Consider the following 14,224-nt stretch of genomic DNA (forward strand, 5'->3'; position numbering starts at 1 on the left):
TTCAGCAGCTCCTCGACGTCCTGCCAGCGCTTGGCGTTGCGGGCGCCGGGGACGTTGGTGTGGGCCAGCTCGTCGACCAGGGCGACGGCCGGGGCCCGGGCCAGCACCGCGTCCACGTCCATCTCGGTGAACACGGCTCCCCGGTACTCCAGTTCGCGCCGCGCGACGGCCTCCAGCCCGTGCAGCATCACCTGGGTGCGGGGCCGGTGGTGGTGCTCCACCCATCCGATGACCACGTCGGTGCCCCGCTCCCTCCTGCGGTGGGCCTCGGAGAGCATCGCGTACGTCTTGCCGACGCCCGGTGCCGCGCCCAGGTAGATCCGCAGCCTTCCGCGTCCCATGACGATTCCTTGTCCTTCTCGCGGTGGATGAGTTCAGGGCTCGAAGCGGTAGCCCATGCCCGCCTCGGTGATGAGGTAGCGCGGGTGGGCGGGATCGGCTTCGAGCTTGCGGCGCAACTGGGCCATGTAGACCCGCAGGTAGTTGGTGTTCTCCGCATACGTGGGGCCCCAGACCTCCCGCAGGAGGGAGCGCTGGGACACCAGGCGGCCGGGGTTGCTGACGAGTATGTCGAGCAGGTGCCATTCGGTCGGGGTGAGCCGTACGGAGTCGGCACCGCGCCGCACCTTCTTCGCCACCAGGTCGATGGTGAAGGCGTCCGTGGTGACCACGGTGAGGGCTTCGGCCTCGGCGGTCGCCTGCCGACGCCGCGTGGCCGCCCGCAGCCGGGCCAGCAGTTCGTCCATGCTGAAGGGCTTGGTCACGTAGTCGTCGGCTCCGGCGTCCAAGGCCCGCACCTTCTCCCCCGACAGGTGCCGCGCGGACAGGACCAGGATCGGCGCACGGCTCCTCCCCCGCATCATCGTGATCAGCTCGACGCCGTCCATGTCCGGTAGACCCAGATCCAGCAGGATGGCATCCGGCCGGCTGACCGCGGCGAGCCGGAGAGCCGTCTCTCCGTCGAATGCCTCCTCCACTTCGTAGGTACGCGCCTGCAAGTTGATCCTGAGAGCGCGCACCAGCTGCGCGTCGTCCTCCACCACGAGCACCCTGGGCATGAGCTGCGATTCTCCTTCGTCGCGTGCGGGCGGGCGGGCGGGCCGGTGGGGTGGGCGAGTCCCACCCCACCGGAGCCCGTCCCCGCTTTCGGATCCATCAGTTCTGGGTCAGGGCCCTGAGCGCGGTGTTCAGCTGGAGCACGTTCACCCGGGGCTCCCCCATGAAGCCGAGGACCCTGCCGGTGGTGTGATCGGCTACCAGGTTCTCGACCTTCTCGACGTCGAGACCGTTCCTCTCCGCCACCCGGTGGATCTGGAGCTTCGCGTACGCGGGCGAGATGTGCGGGTCCAGACCGGAGCCGGAAGAGGTGACGGCGTCGGCCGGCACGTCCGCGGGCCGCACCTGGTACGTGGCGGTGGAGTTGTCCTCGACCACGGCGCTCTTGGCGTCGGTCACCCACCGGAGCAGTTCCTCGTTGTCGCCGGAGCGGTTGGTGGCTCCGGAAAGGATCAGGGAGTACTGCGTGTTGACGCTGTTGCCGCCGAGGCCGTTGGACGGGCGCGGCTGGAACCACTTCAGGTCCGGGGCGGGGGCCTTCTCCCCCTCCCGGAGCGGAAGGTCGTACCGCTGGCCTATGAGGGAGGAGCCTACGACCTGCCCCTTGCTGTCCGTGATCTCGGAACCGTTGGCCCTGTCGCTGAACAGGGTCTGGGCGATGCCCGTCACGGCGAGCGGGTAGAGCAGCCCGCAGACGAGGGTGAGGACGAGCAGGGCGCGGAGACCTGCCCCGAGGAGGCGCGCGGTGGTGCTGACAGTGGTCTGGGTCATGGCGGATCAGCCGATTCCGGGAAGGAGGGAGAGGGCGAGGTCGATGAGTTTGATGCCGATGAAGGGGGCGACGAGTCCGCCGAGTCCGTAGAGGCCGAGGTTGCGGCGCAGCATCCGGTCGGCGCTCGCGGGCCGGTAGCGGACGCCCTTGAGGGCGAGCGGCACCAGCGCCACGATGATCAGCGCGTTGAAGATGACGGCGGAGAGGATCGCGGACTCCGGGGAGGCGAGCCCCATGACGTTCAGCTCGTCCAGTGACGGATAGGCCACGGCGAACATGGCGGGGATGATCGCGAAGTACTTCGCGACGTCGTTGGCGATGGAGAACGTCGTCAACGCGCCCCGGGTGATCAGGAGTTGCTTGCCGATCTCGACGATCTCGATGAGCTTGGTGGGGTCGGAGTCGAGGTCCACCATGTTCCCGGCCTCCTTGGCGGCGGAGGTGCCGGTGTTCATCGCCACGCCGACGTCCGCCTGGGCGAGGGCCGGGGCGTCGTTGGTGCCGTCGCCGGTCATCGCGACCAGCTTGCCTCCGGCCTGCTCGCGCTTGATGAGGGCCATCTTGTCCTCGGGCGTCGCCTCGGCCAGGAAGTCGTCGACCCCGGCCTCCTCGGCGATGGCCCGCGCTGTCAGCGGGTTGTCGCCGGTGACCATGACCGTACGGATGCCCATCCGGCGCAGCTCCTCGAACCGCTCCCGCATGCCCTCCTTCACCACGTCCTTGAGGTGGATCACGCCCAGGACGCGCGGACCGCACGCCTCCTCCACGGCCACGAGCAGCGGCGTGCCGCCGGCCTGCGCGATCCGGTCCGTGAGCGCCCGGACGCCCTCGGGCACCGTGCCGCCCCGCTCCTTCACCCATGCCGTGACCGACCCGGTCGCCCCCTTGCGGACCTTGCGCCCGGTGAGGTCGACACCCGACATCCGGGTCTGCGCGGTGAACGCGACCCACTGCGCGCCGCTCAGTTCGTCCTGGTCCCGTTCGCGTCGTCCGTACGCCTCCTCGGCCAGCACGACGACCGACCGCCCCTCGGGGGTCTCGTCGGCGAGCGAGGACAGCCGGGCGGCGTCGGCCAGTTCCGTCTCCGCCACGCCCTCGACGGGGACGAACTCGGCCGCCCGGCGGTTGCCCAGGGTGATGGTGCCGGTCTTGTCGAGGAGGAGGGTCGACACGTCGCCCGCCGCCTCGACCGCCCGCCCCGACATCGCCAGGACGTTGCGCTGCACCAGGCGGTCCATACCGGCGATGCCGATGGCCGACAGCAGGGCGCCGATGGTGGTCGGGATCAGGCACACCAGCAGCGCGGTCAGCACGATCAGCGAGGTCTGCTCGTCGGCGCCCGCGTAGACCGCGAACGGCTTCAGCGTGACGACGGCCAGCAGGAAGACGATCGTGAGGGAGGCCAGCAGGATGTTGAGAGCCGTCTCGTTGGGCGTCTTCTGCCGTGCCGCCCCCTCCACCAGGCCGATCATCCGGTCGATGAAGGTCTCACCGGGCTTCGTGGTGATCCTGATGACGATCCGGTCCGAGAGCACCTTCGTACCGCCGGTGACCGCGCTGCGGTCTCCGCCGGACTCGCGGATGACCGGAGCCGATTCACCGGTGATCGCGGATTCGTCGACGGAGGCGACGCCCTCGATGACGTCACCGTCGCCGGGGATGACGTCTCCGGCCTGGCAGACCACCAGGTCCCCGATGCGCAGGTCCGTCCCCGCGATCCGCTCCTCGTTCTTCCCGATGACCCTGCGGGCGACGGTGCCGGTCCTGGCCTTGCGCAGGGTGTCGGCCTGGGCCTTGCCGCGGCCTTCCGCCACGGCCTCCGCCAGGTTGGCGAAGACCGTGGTCAGCCAGAGCCAGGCGGCGATGGCCCAGCCGAACCAGTCCGTCGGGTCGACGAGGGCGAGCACGGTGGTGACCACCGATCCGACCAGGACGACGAACATGACCGGCGACGTGACCATCACCCGCGGGTCGAGCTTGCGCAGCGCGTCGGGGAACGACTTCAGCAGCTGCCCGGGGGCGGGCGTTCTCCTGCCGGCAGACCCCTGCCCACCGGTCGGTGACAGGTCTTCGCGGGGGGCGCGAGTGGGAGTGATGGTGCTCATGAGGCGAGCCCTTCGGCGAACGGCCCCAGCGCGAGGGCGGGGAAGTAGGTGAGTCCGGAGACGATGAGGACCGTGCCGACGAGCAGCCCCGCGTAGAGCGGCTTGTCGGTGCGCAGCGTGCCTGCCGTCTCGGGCACCGGCTTCTGCTCGGCGAGCGATCCGGCCAGGGCCAGGACGAACGCCATCGGCAGGAACCGGCCGAGCAGTATCGCGATGCCGATGGTGGTGTTGAACCACGGCGTGTCGGCGTCGAGCCCGGCGAAGGCGGAGCCGTTGTTGTTGGCGCCGGAGGTGTAGGCGTACAGGATCTCCGAGAAGCCGTGCGCGCCGGTGTTGGTCATCGAGTCGGCGGGGGTCGGCAGGGCCATGGCGACGGCGGTGAAGCCGAGGACCAGGGTCGGGGTGACGAGGATGTAGCAGGCGGCGAGCTTGATCTGGCGGGTGCCGATCTTCCTGCCCAGGTACTCCGGGGTGCGGCCGACCATCAGTCCGGCGATGAACACGGCGATGACCGCCATGATCAGCATGCCGTAGAGACCGGAGCCGACACCACCGGGGGCGATCTCGCCCAGCTGCATGCCCAGCAAGGTGATCCCTCCTCCGAAGCCGGTGTACGAGGAGTGGAACGAGTTGACCGCACCGGTGGAGGTGAGCGTGGTGGCGACGGCGAAGAGGGCCGATCCGGCGATCCCGAAGCGGGTCTCCTTGCCCTCCATGGCGCCGCCGGCGACCTCGAAGGCGGGCCCGCGGTGGGCGAATTCGGTCCACATCATCAGGGCGGTGAACCCGATCCAGATGGCGGCCATCGCGCCGAGGATCGCGTAGCCCTGTTTCGGTGAACCCACCATCCGGCCGAACGTCCGCGTCAGCGCGAACGGAATCAACAGGATGAGAAAGATCTCGAACAGGTTGGACAGAGGGGTGGGATTCTCGAAGGGGTGGGCGGAGTTGGCACTGAAATACCCGCCGCCGTTGGTGCCCAGCTCCTTGATGGCTTCCTGGGAGGCCACCGCGCCCCCGTTCCACTCCTGTGTGCCGCCCAGGAACTGGCCGACCTGGTGGATACCGGAGAAGTTCTGGATCGCCCCGCAGGCGACGAGGACGACGGCCCCGATCACCGATATGGGGAGCAGGATTCGGAAGGTACCGCGCACCAGATCGGTCCAGAAGTTGCCGAGCTCTCCGGTACGGGACCGGGAGAAGCCGCGCACGAGGGCCACCGCCACGGCCATGCCGACCGCCGCGGAGACGAAGTTCTGCACCGCGAGCCCGCCGGTCTGCACGACGTGCCCCATGGCCTGTTCGCCGGAGTACGACTGCCAGTTGGTGTTGGCCACGAAGGACGCGGCGGTGTTGAAGGCCTGGTCGGGGGCGATCGAGGAGAAGCCGAGCGAACCGGGCAGCGAGCCCTGCGCCCGCTGCATCACGTAAAGGAAGAGGACGCTCACGGCCGAGAAGGCCAGCACCGCGCGCAGATAGGCGGGCCACCGCATCTCGGCGGCCGGATCGGCGCCGATGGCCTTGTAGGCCCATTTCTCGGGCCGGTAGTGCTTTCCTGAGGAGTAGACCCGGGCCATGTACTCGCCCAGCGGACGGTACGCGAGGGCGAGCGCGGCTATCAGCGCGAGCAGCTGGAGCATGCCGGCGATCTGTGAACTCATATCGGCACTCAGAACCTCTCCGGGTAGAGGAGAGCCAGCACGAGATAGCCGATCAGGAAGACGGCCACCACGAGGCCGACGACGTTCTCGGTGTTCACAGCTTGGTCACCCCGCGGGCGACGAGAGCCACCAGCGCGAATACCGCGACCGTGGTGGCGACGAAGGCCAAATCGGCCATCGCGAGCTCCTGTGGTGAAGTGGGGAATCGAATCGGCCGTGTGGCCGACATCAGCAAACCCCCACTTCAAGCCGACCCTTGACCATCTTGACGGGGTTCATACGATCGTCGGGCATTCTTGACGTCGGCCTGACGCCACCCCTCACCCAGCGCCATGGTTCATGACCCACCGTGTCCGACCTCCGGCCACCCTCAAGGCCGGGCGGAGGCCGGACAGTGGCGACGGCACCCACCCGCCCCGCCCACGGGCGCCGCGGCGAGCCCGCCCACCGGGCTCTCCGGAGGCTTGCACGGGTCACCACCGTGCGGCGCGTGCGGTGACAGCATTCAGGACGCACTGGTTGCGGCCCCGCCGGGCCTCTCAGGGCTTCGGCACCGTCAGTGACGTCGACTGGCACCACCTGACACCGCATGGCATCAAAGCCCGCGCCACACTCGCACAAGATGGCGCGATGGAGCGGAATACCGTGAGCCGGACCGTCTCCATGCACCCAACCGGCCAAGGCGACCGGAGAAAGCCACCCCGCCCAGCGGGCGACGCCAGCGCGACTTGCAAAGGTGCCACGATGATGCCACTATGACGCCATGGACCTGACGCCCTATGTCGAAACCCTCCGCCGCGAACTGGCGGTCGCCGCCGAGGCCGGCGGGGACGATGCCCGCGAGCTGGCCGAAAGGCTCACCGCCCCCCTGGAGGCGGCAACTCGCCTCACCCTGCTGAACGTGCTTTCCGCGGCGATGGACGAGGTCACCCGCGAGCTCGCTCCCGGCTCGGTCGACGTCCGGCTGCGGGGGCTGGAGCCCGACTTCGTGGTGACCCCGCCGCCCGCCGACCGGGCCCCCACGGAGCCGGCCGAGCCCGTCGAACCGTTCACGGCCCATCCGTCCGCCCCGGCCGCGGAGGGCGACACCGAGGCGCCGGCCCGCATCAACCTCCGCCTGCCCGCCCACCTGAAGGCGCGAGCCGAGGAGGCCGCGAGCCGCGAGGGCCTATCGGTCAACGCCTGGCTCGTGCGGGCCGTGTCGGCCTCCGTCGACGGCGCCGCCCGTGCCCGTCCGCGCCCGGCAGACACGACCCGCAGCACCGGACAGCGCCTCACCGGCTGGGTTCGCTAAGGGCTGCCCCGCAGTCCCGGGCGGGCGCACGACGACAGTTACGGCGCCTCGCCTCGTTGCCGGAACGCCCGAATACATCCAGTATGCGGACGCCCCTCCGCCTTGCGGTGCACCGCATCCGACGCCGCGCGCTGATCCACCAGGGATTGCGGGACAGCCCTCAACCACACCCGCACCACTTCCCCTCCGCCCCACCTCCGGGCGGAGCAGCCCAACGAGCCATGAGGACGGTACAGCCATGCCTTCTTTCGACACCCCCGACCCGATCACGGTCACCGCCTACGTGTACAGCGGCTCCATCACGTTCACCGCGGGCGACCGCTCCGACACCGTCGTCGCCGTGACACCCCGGGACCCGAAGCGGGACCAGGACGTACGGGCGGCCGACCAGACCGAGGTCACCTACACGTCCGGCGCGCTGAACGTGAGGACACCCAAGGCCAACCTCGTCGGGCGCTCCGGCAACGTCGACGTGACGGTGGAGCTGCCCACGGGCTCACACGTCGACACGAGCGGCGCCGGGGTCCAGGTACTGGGCGAGGGCCTGCTCGGGGAGGTGCGGGTGAAGACCTCGGCAGGTGACGTCCGCCTCGACACGACCGGGCCGCTCCATGTGGCGGCCCAGCACGGACTGACCACCGTCGAGCGGGTCGAAGGACCGGCCGAGATCACCACCAGCACCGGGAATCTGCGCGTCGGCGTCGTGGACGGCCCCGCCACCCTCAAGAACGCGCACGGGACCACGACCGTCGGCACCGTGACCGGTGAGCTGCGGGTGAGCAGCTCGCACGGTGGCGTCGACATCGCCCACGCCGGGTCGTCGGTCACCGGGACCACCACCCACGGCCACCTCCGCGTCGCCGACGTCGCTCGCGGCACCGTCCGTCTGGAGACCTCCAACGGTTCCATCGAGATCGGCATCCGCGAGGGAACGGCAGCCTGGCTCGACGTCAGCTCCACCCGCGGGCAGGTACGCAACACGCTCGCTCCGTCCGAAGCGCCCGAGCGGAGCGTGGAGACCGTCGAGGTCCGGGCGCGGACGAACTGGGGCAACATCGACGTACTGCGGGCCAAGGCCTGAGCACCGAAGCCCCAAGCAGCCAGCTCCCCCACTTCTGAACCCACTCCAGCACCCGAGAGGGGCACTCATGCCTTCATCTGTCATGCCCACGTCCAGGCGGGGCGGCGAGGCTCCCTCGTCGACCGCCGTCTCCGCGGTCGGTCTGCGGAAGGCGTACGGCGACAAGACCGTGCTCGACGGGATCGATCTGCGTATCCCGGCCGGGTCCGTGTTCGCCCTGCTCGGGCCGAACGGTGCGGGGAAGACCACCGCCGTGAAGATCCTGTCCACCCTCGTCACCGCCGACGCCGGCGACCTGCGCGTCGGCGGCCACGACCTGGCCGTCGCCCCGCAGGCGGCACGCAGGGCGATCGGCGTCACCGGCCAGTTCTCCGCGGTGGACGGGCTGATCACCGGCGAGGAGAACATGCTGCTCATGGCCGACCTGCACCGTCTGCCCCGGGCCGAGGGGCGACGGGTCACTGCCGGGCTGCTGGAGCGCTTCGATCTGACCGAGGCCGCGAAGAAGCCCGCCCAGAGCTACTCCGGCGGCATGAAACGCCGGCTCGACCTCGCCATGACGCTGGTCGGCGCCCCGCAGATCATCTTCCTCGACGAACCGACAACCGGCCTGGACCCACGCTCCCGCCACACCATGTGGCAGATCATCCGCGGGCTCGTCGCCGAGGGCGTCACCGTCTTCCTCACCACCCAGTACCTGGAGGAGGCCGACGAACTCGCCGACCGCATCGCCGTACTCCACGACGGCAGGATCGCCGCCGAGGGCACAGCGGAGGAACTCAAGCGGCTCGTCCCGGGCGGGCACGTCCGTCTCCGTTTCACCGACCCGATCGCCTACCGGTCCGCCGTCACCGCTCTGCGCGAGGCCGCCCCCGAGGACGAGGCGCTGGCTCTGCGGCTTCCCAGCGACGGCAGCCAGCGCGAACTGCGCTCCCTCCTCGACCGGCTCGACACCGCCGGCATCGAGGCCGACGAACTCACCGTCCACACCCCCGACCTCGACGACGTCTTCTTCGCCCTGACCGACAGGGCTGAACCCCACCAGGCCCACCGGGCCCACCAGTCCAAGGAGACTGCTCGATGAGCGCCCTCACCCTGCTCGCCCGCGACTCGAACACGATGTTGCGCCGCAACCTGCTGCACGTACGGCGCTACCCGTCCCTCACCCTGAACCTGCTGCTCACACCGGTCATGATGCTGCTGCTCTTCGTCTACATCTTCGGCGACGTCATGAGTGCGGGCATAGGGGGCGGTGGCGCCGACCGCTCCGACTACATCGCCTACATCGTCCCCGGCATCCTGCTGATGACCATCGGCTCCACCGTCATCGGAGCCGCCGTGTCCGTCGCCACCGACATGAACGAAGGCATCATCGCCCGCTTCCGCACCATGGCGATCCAGCGCAGCTCCGTGCTGATCGGGCACGTCGTCGGCAGCGTCCTCCAGGTCCTCGCCAGCCTGCTGCTCGTCGGCGCGGTCGGCGTCGCCATCGGCTTCCGCTCCACCGATGCCACGGCCCTCGAGTGGCTGGCCGCGTTCGGGCTGCTCGCGCTGTTCGCCCTGGCCCTCACCTGGATCGCCGTAGGGATGGGCCTGGCAAGCCCGAACGCCGAGGCGGCCAGCAACATGGCCATGCCGCTGATCCTTCTCCCCCTCGTCTCCAGCGCCTTCATCCCCGCCGACACCATGCCCGGCTGGTTCCGGCCGATCGCCGAGTACCAGCCCTTCACCCCGGCCATCGAAACCCTCCGCGGTCTGCTCCTGGGCACCGAGATCGGCCACAACGGCTGGCTCGCGATCGCCTGGTGCCTGGCCCTGTGCGCCCTCGGCCACTTCTGGTCCAAGGCGCTCTTCGACCGCGACCCGAGGTAGCTCGGCGACCCCGTGGACACGGTCGTACGGCAACGCTCCCGCCCGCGGCGAACGGGTGGGAGCGGAGCTGCGTGCGGAGCACGGCCGCACCCTCGGCGTCGCCACCGTGCGGGTGCGGGCGGCCGAAGGCAGGCCGGATCCACGACCGGCGGCCTGCGGTGCGGGCCGACCCGGCCTGTCGCACCTGGTCCAGAAGAGGGGCACGACGGGACACACCGATATGGCCGGAGCTCGGGGTCCGACGCCGTATGCCCCTGTCCGTAAGGCTCCTTACAACTGGGGGCAGGGGGCCGGCGAACCCCTCAGCCGCTTCAACGCGCTCTCCGCGGTGCCGTCGACAGCCGTGAAGACGACCAGCGACTGGCCCTCGTTGCCGGGGAGGGAGAGGGTTTCGTACGCGAGGTCGAACCTCCCGGCCAGCGGGTGGTTGAAGCTCTTGGTGCCGTACGTCTTCTCCCGGACGTCCTGGGCGGCCCACAGGATCCGGAACTCGGGGCTGTGCGCACTGAGTTCGGCGACGAGGTGCCCCAGACGGGAGTGGTGTGCGTGACGTGCGGCGGAGAAGCGCAGGTAGCCGATGGTCTGACGGGCGAGCTGATCCCACTGCGGGTACAGGCTGCGTGCCGAGGTGTCCAGAAAGATGTGACGGGCGATGTTCGGTCCGCCCGCCGACCCACCGGTCAGGCCGGGGACCAGGGCCAGGGCGAGTTCGTTGGCGGCGAGAACCTCCATACCGGGGTCGAGGACGTAGGCGGGCACGGCGCCCACGGCATCCAGCAGCCGACGGACCTCCGCACGGACCCGTCGGGTCTCGGGGTGCGGCGACTCGGTCGGCCTGCGCCGCGGAAGGTGCGCCAGATCGTGCAGGTGGGCCCGCTCGGTCGCGTCCATCCGCAGCACACGGGCCAAGGCATCCAGCACCGCGTCTGAGGGGTTGGTCGCCCGCCCCTGCTCCAGGCGCGTGTAGTAGACGGTACTCACTCCGGCGAGTTCCGCCACCTCCTCGCGGCGGAGTCCCGGCACCCGCCGTCGGCCCAGCACCGAAACGCCCGCGGCCTCAGGCGTGACGTGCGACCGTCGTGAACGAAGAAACCGGCCCAGCTCACGTGCCTGCTCCACGGCTCCTCCGGATCCTCTCGGCACAGCGGGACACCGTCCGCCCGCGCGCCTCCGGCGTCAGTATGCCCTCCCCTGGGCGCGCTGCCCTGTACCCCGTCAGTACCCCCTTACTCACCGCGCACAGGGGGGTACTGACGGGGTACTGGTCGGCCGGGTGCCCCGGGGCCACGGTTGAGCTCAGTGCGCATCGCGCACAGCCGTCGCCGCCAGCGGTGTCGGCTCGTTCCCACCCCTTGGAGCACCGGTCATGCGAGCAGTAACCATCTCCCGCCACGGCGACGAAAGCGTCCTGGAACTGACCGAGCAGCCGGTACCGGCCCCTGCGGACGGGCAGCTCCTGATCCAGGTGCGGGCCGCCGGGGTGAACCCCGTCGACTGGAAGTTCCGGGAGGGAGCGGTCGGCACGGACCGCCTCTTTCCCCTGGGTATGGGCTGGGATGTGGCGGGCACGGTCGCAGCGACGACCACGGCCGACGGCCCGGCTGTCGGTGACGAGGTGTACGGCATGCTCCCCCTGCCGTACGCCGGGGCCTACCAGGAGTTCGCCGTCCTCTCGGTCTCAGCCGTGGCCCCCAAGCCCGTCGAGCTGTCGTTCGCCCAGGCGGCGGCCGTCCCGCTGGCGGCCCTGACCGCCTGGCAGTCGCTCGACGCCGCACAGGTGACCGCAGGTCAGCGCGTCCTGGTCCACGGTGGCGCGGGCGGGGTCGGGCACTTCGCCGTTCAGCTCGCCAAGGCCCGCGGAGCACATGTCACGGCCACCGCTTCACCGCGCAACCTCGGTTTTCTGCGCCGGCTCGGCGTCGACGAGCCCCTGGATCGCACAGCGGACGGCCGGCACGGCATCGAGCCGGTCGACGTCGTCATCGACACCGTCGGCGGCCGGACGCAGCAGGAGTCGTGGCGACTGCTGCGTCCGGGTGGCGTGCTCGTCACTCTGCCGGAACCGATCGACGAGACGTACCGCATCCCGGGTATCACGGGGCTGCGCGTCATCGTCGCTCCGGACGGCGAGGCGCTGCGCCACATCGGACAGCTCATCGACTCGGGAGCGGTCCGGGTCGAGGTCCAGGACGCCCTGCCCCTGGAGAAGGCGGCCGAAGCCCAGCTGATCAGCAGGACCGGCCAGGTCCGCGGCAAGCTCGTGCTCAGCCTCTGACCGGGGATCGGAGAGAGCTCGGCCCCAGCGGGCTGCTCCCAGCCCCTTACGCGCAGGCAGTCTTCCCCATAGTGTGACCACCGCTTGCGAGTTACCCGTCAGTAGACCACTCGAACATGGGCGCCCCGGCCCGGAGGCCAATGTGAGTTCCGCGCAGTCCCTAGTCGACAACCGCCCGGTATCCGTGGCGCATCTCTTTCTCTCACGGGTCGAGGCCACGCCCGGCCAGGAGGCCTACCGCTATCCCGTGGCGGCCGACGACGGCACCGGAGGCGCCGAGCAGTGGCGCTCCCTGACCTGGGCGCAGACCGCCGAACGCGTCCGCGCGATCGCAGCCGGCTTGCTGGCCCTGGGAGTGCGGCCCGAGGAGCGGGTGGCGGTCTCCTCCTCCACCCGGGTGGAGTGGATCCTGGCCGACCTGGGCGCGATGTGCGCGGGGGCCGCGACCACCGCCGTCTACCCCAGTACCCACGCCGACGAGACGGTGTACATCCTCTCCGACTCCGGCAGCCGGGTGATCTTCGTGGAGGACGCGGTCCAACTGGAGAAGGTCGCCTCCGGCCTCGAGCGCCTGCCCGGGCTGGGCCACGCGATCCTCTTCGATGCCGGGGCGGACCTCCCTCGGGTGGAGGGGCTGGAGGTACTCTCCCTCGCCGAGCTGGAGAAGCGGGGTACGGCGTACCTGGACGAGCACCCGGACGCGGTCGAGGAGGCGGTCCGGGCCATCGAGCGGGAACAGCTCGCCACTCTGATCTACACCTCGGGCACCACAGGCCTCCCCAAAGGCGTTCGCCTGGTGCACGACTGCTGGTCGTACCAAGGCGTCGCCCAGGAGGCCAGTGGCCTGCTGCGCTCCGACGACGTGCAGTTCCTGTGGCTGCCGCTCTCCCACGTGTTCGGCAAGGCACTGATCGCCGGCCAGGTCAGCACCGGCCATGTGATGGCGGTGGACGGGCGGATCGACCGGATCATCACCAACCTGCCCGCCGTCCGGCCCACGCTGATGGCGGCGGCGCCCCGGATCTTCGAGAAGGTCTACAACGGCATCGCGGGCCGGGCACGAGCCGAGGGAGGCGCCAAGTACAGGATCTTCCTCTGGGCTGCGAAGGTCGCCCGCGACTACGCCCGGACAGAACAGGAGAGCAGGGCCGCGACCGGACGGCGCGAGGTGCCTCTGCCACTCGTCGTGCGGCACGCCGTCGCCGACAGGCTGGTGTACGGCAAGATCCGCGCGGCCTTCGGGGGCAACCTGCGCGGCAGCGTCTCGGGCAGTGCCGCCCTCGCTCCCGACATCGGCTACTTCTTCGCCGGCGCCGGCGTGCACATCCTGGAGGGCTACGGCCTCACCGAGACCAGCGCGGCCTGCACCGTCAATCCCGTCGACGACTACCGGGTCGGCACGGTCGGCAGACCGCTGCCCGGCACCGAGGTCCGCATAGCCGCGGACGGCGAGGTCCTGTTGCGAGGCCCCGGCGTCATGCGCGGCTACCACAACCTTCCGGAGAAGACCGCGGAGGTGCTGGAGAGCGACGGCTGGCTCCGCACCGGCGATATCGGGGAGGTGGACAAGGACGGCTACATCCGGATCACCGACCGCAAGAAGGACGTGTTCAAGACGTCGGGCGGCAAGTACGTGGCACCCACCGAGATCGAGGGCCGCTTCAAGGCCGTCTGCCCGTTCGTCAGCAACATCCTGGTCGTCGGCGACGGGCGCAACTTCTGCTCCGCCCTGATCGCCCTGGACGAGACCACGATCACGTCATGGGCAGCGTCCCAGGACCTCGGCAACCGCACGTACACCGAGATCGTCTCCTCGCCGCAGGTCCACGAGCTGATCGACGGCTTCGTCCAGCGGGTCAACGGCGACCTGCAGCGGTGGCAGACGATCAAGAAATTCGCCGTACTCCCGCGTGACCTCGATATCGAGCACGGCGAACTCACCCCGAGTCTCAAGGTCAAGCGGCCCGTCGTGGAGCGTGAGTACGCCCACGTCATCGAAGAAATGTATGAGGGGGCCCGCGAGGCCTGACGCGCCGAGGGCCAGATCACGTCCACAAGAACAACGAAGCCGGTCAAAGCGACACTGTGTCGCTTTGACCGGCTTCATT

The 14,224-nt window shown here is 69.9% G+C and carries 13 protein-coding genes; 6 read left to right on the plus strand and 7 right to left on the minus strand.

From position 1 onward, the window contains the following. From AC0682_RS22875 to kdpF, 6 genes are all read right to left on the minus strand, one after another. Positions 1-341 (minus strand): histidine kinase (locus AC0682_RS22875; RefSeq protein ID WP_478534869.1); only part of this gene is annotated, 341 nt, incomplete at its 3' end. A 33-nt stretch (positions 342-374) separates the two neighbouring features. Next, positions 375-1,058 carry a response regulator gene (locus AC0682_RS22880; protein WP_478534870.1) on the minus strand — a complete coding sequence of 228 codons (684 nt, stop codon included), beginning with the start codon at positions 1,056-1,058 and terminating at the stop codon, positions 375-377. Positions 1,059-1,155: 97 nt separating this feature from the next. Beyond that, positions 1,156-1,827 carry a potassium-transporting ATPase subunit C gene (locus AC0682_RS22885; protein ID WP_478534871.1) on the minus strand — a complete coding sequence of 224 codons (672 nt, stop codon included), beginning with the start codon at positions 1,825-1,827 and terminating at the stop codon, positions 1,156-1,158. 6 nt (positions 1,828-1,833) lie between these two features. Further along, positions 1,834-3,933, minus strand: coding sequence for a potassium-transporting ATPase subunit KdpB (gene kdpB, locus AC0682_RS22890; protein WP_478534872.1), 2,100 nt, complete (start codon positions 3,931-3,933; stop codon positions 1,834-1,836). After that, positions 3,930-5,594, minus strand: a complete 1,665-nt coding sequence (gene kdpA, locus AC0682_RS22895) for a potassium-transporting ATPase subunit KdpA (RefSeq protein WP_478534873.1) — start codon at positions 5,592-5,594, stop codon at positions 3,930-3,932. Before kdpA ends, kdpB begins: the two co-directional genes overlap by 4 nt. Before the next feature lie 8 nt (positions 5,595-5,602). Further along, positions 5,603-5,692 carry a K(+)-transporting ATPase subunit F gene (gene kdpF, locus AC0682_RS22900; RefSeq protein ID WP_478534874.1) on the minus strand — a complete coding sequence of 30 codons (90 nt, stop codon included), beginning with the start codon at positions 5,690-5,692 and terminating at the stop codon, positions 5,603-5,605. 665 nt (positions 5,693-6,357) lie between these two features. Between kdpF and AC0682_RS22905 the strand changes: the two genes are divergently transcribed. From AC0682_RS22905 to AC0682_RS22920, 4 genes are all read left to right on the plus strand, one after another. After that, positions 6,358-6,888, plus strand: coding sequence for a toxin-antitoxin system HicB family antitoxin (locus tag AC0682_RS22905; RefSeq protein WP_478534875.1), 531 nt, complete (start codon positions 6,358-6,360; stop codon positions 6,886-6,888). 238 nt (positions 6,889-7,126) lie between these two features. Next, on the plus strand, positions 7,127-7,969 hold the full coding sequence (locus tag AC0682_RS22910; protein WP_478534876.1) for a DUF4097 family beta strand repeat-containing protein: 843 nt from the start codon (positions 7,127-7,129) through the stop codon (positions 7,967-7,969). A gap of 82 nt (positions 7,970-8,051) precedes the next feature. Further along, entirely contained in the window at positions 8,052-9,053 is a 1,002-nt protein-coding gene (locus AC0682_RS22915) for an ATP-binding cassette domain-containing protein (protein ID WP_478534877.1), read from the plus strand. After that, positions 9,050-9,841: an ABC transporter permease gene (locus AC0682_RS22920; protein WP_478534878.1), complete on the plus strand. Its 792-nt coding sequence runs from the start codon at positions 9,050-9,052 to the stop codon at positions 9,839-9,841. The genes AC0682_RS22915 and AC0682_RS22920 overlap by 4 nt, the downstream gene beginning before the upstream one ends. A gap of 270 nt (positions 9,842-10,111) precedes the next feature. Here AC0682_RS22920 and AC0682_RS22925 read toward each other — a convergent pair whose 3' ends face one another. Then, positions 10,112-10,960 (minus strand): helix-turn-helix transcriptional regulator, encoded by an 849-nt coding sequence (locus AC0682_RS22925; RefSeq protein ID WP_478534879.1) that lies wholly within the window; start codon positions 10,958-10,960, stop codon positions 10,112-10,114. Positions 10,961-11,207: 247 nt separating this feature from the next. Between AC0682_RS22925 and AC0682_RS22930 the strand changes: the two genes are divergently transcribed. Further along, entirely contained in the window at positions 11,208-12,116 is a 909-nt protein-coding gene (locus AC0682_RS22930) for an NADP-dependent oxidoreductase (RefSeq protein WP_478534880.1), read from the plus strand. 142 nt (positions 12,117-12,258) lie between these two features. After that, a complete protein-coding gene (locus AC0682_RS22935) occupies positions 12,259-14,145 on the plus strand; it encodes an AMP-dependent synthetase/ligase (RefSeq protein ID WP_478534881.1) in 1,887 nt (628 codons plus the stop codon). Positions 14,146-14,224 lie beyond the last annotated feature (79 nt).

It is taken from the genome of Streptomyces sp. NPDC043746 (assembly GCF_056436485.1).